This window comes from Paenibacillus sp. FSL H8-0282, assembly GCF_037963825.1.
In the GTDB taxonomy this organism is placed as follows: domain Bacteria; phylum Bacillota; class Bacilli; order Paenibacillales; family Paenibacillaceae; genus Paenibacillus_AQ; species Paenibacillus_AQ odorifer.
This window is the reverse complement of record NZ_CP150146.1, coordinates 3,497,468-3,499,160: the sequence shown is the minus strand read 5'-3', so window position 1 is coordinate 3,499,160 and position 1,693 is coordinate 3,497,468. Positions and strand designations below refer to the sequence as shown.

At 42.1% G+C, this 1,693-nt stretch carries 1 protein-coding gene; it reads right to left on the bottom strand.

Features of this window, described 5'->3' with window-relative positions; genetic code table 11:
* Positions 1-55 precede the first annotated feature (55 nt).
* Entirely contained in the window at positions 56-1,315 is a 1,260-nt protein-coding gene (gene fabD, locus NST94_RS15125) for an ACP S-malonyltransferase (protein WP_143766520.1), read from the bottom strand.
* Between the last annotated feature and the right edge of the window lie 378 nt (positions 1,316-1,693).

Below are 1,693 nucleotides of genomic sequence, written 5' to 3'. Positions count from 1 at the left end.
TTTTTGAACCTCCATTACATAGAGTAGCTTGGCGAGCGATCTGTTTTACGACCAGTCAGTCAAGCATCAGCAGTCCTTGATATAAACTGGGCATATCTGTTTCGTAAATCGCCTGTTCCAAACGTAATCTCAGTTCATCGACAGGCAGCTTTTTCCCTTTAAGAATGGTCCGAAGTAGATGTAGGGATCTCTCAGTTTGCTCTAATGTCGGCTCTTTACTGGAAACGGTAATTTCTTCCTTCATTCTCTGCAAAATCTTATACGGCTCGACAACATTTTTTTGATATTCATCCTCATCTTCATTATGATTTTTTGTGCATACGGCAATAGATAAGCATTTATCCATCGGATTACTCTTGCGCCTCAGGAAACTTCTCCCGGGTTTATGCCTCATTTTGGGAAGACAATCTTGTATTGTCGAATGGACCGAGTCTATTGCATATACCGTCGCTTCTGGAAAATGTTCCTTCAAGAGCGGCCCTAGCGATTCACGAGGCCCAGTATCGATAAATGCATCAACAGGTAGAGTTGCCATCCTATTCATACAGGCCGTCCACAAAACTGGCCTCATTAATTGGTCAGTAAGCAATGGAATAATATCCTGTTCACTTTTGTAAAAATCCCCAGTAACATTCGATACAACTTGATGCCGCAAAGGATGAAGTGTAAGTTCATTCAAAAATGTGCGAAATGGGGCAGCTGCCGGTTCCATGAGTGGACTGTGAAAGGGAGCGCTGACTTTTAACGGTATGACTTGCGCGCCTGCAAGTTTCATGGAAATAGCGGCTTCTTCCACTGCATCGTTTACCCCTGAAATTACAGTTTGTTTACTAGCGTTGTAGTTAGATGGCACGACCGTACCTATATTTAGCGAAACCTCTCTGCATATCTCCTCCACTTGTCCTGATAAAAGACCGAGCACGGCATACATCGAACCTCCGCCCTCCGGTACAGCTTCCTGCATATATTTTCCTCTGGCATGCACAAGCTTGATAGCGTCGGTAAACGATAAGGTCTCTGCTGCACATAACGCCGATATCTCTCCAAGGCTATGCCCCGCAAGGACGGGTTGCACAACCTCAACCTCCTGAAGTATTATTCGATAGGCAATCAAACTTACGGTTAAAATTGCGGGTTGGGCAATTTCAGTCTTTTTAAGTACTTGCGGGCTTCCCTCGAAACATATTTTTTTTATATCGAAACCAAGAGCATCGTTGGCCATCTCGAACAATTCCCGTGCGATCGGATAAGCTGAATGCCACGCTTGACCCATCCCAACATATTGAGTGCCTTGTCCTGGGAATACAAATGCCATTTTATGCAAATATGACACCTCTTTCAGTCGGTTTATCCACTTTTATACTTGTATGCGATTACAATACCAAAATAAAAAGAGAGCTCTGTCTCTGTAATAAGAATCGCCTTAAGAGTGCACTCATAATTAAAGCTTTTCGAACGATCTGTCCTCCTCTTTTCTTCTCTTCTGATAAGTGAGAGATTTTATTAGTTGCTATAAAATGGTTAAACAAGGTGGCGAATCCATAGAATTCATCGGATCCCTTATTTTCAATAAATAACAAAATTGTACCATTTATTATTATATTTCAACTAGGAATACCCATCAACTTAAAAAAATTATTCTGTTGCTCGAAGCACACATACTCTGCTCGTGACGGACATCTGTCCACAAGAT

Bases quoted from the DNA above. Each gene is read 5' to 3' on its own strand.
- fabD (WP_143766520.1), bottom strand. From the start codon at position 1,315: ATGGCATTTGTATTCCCAGGACAAGGCACTCAATATGTTGGGATGGGT.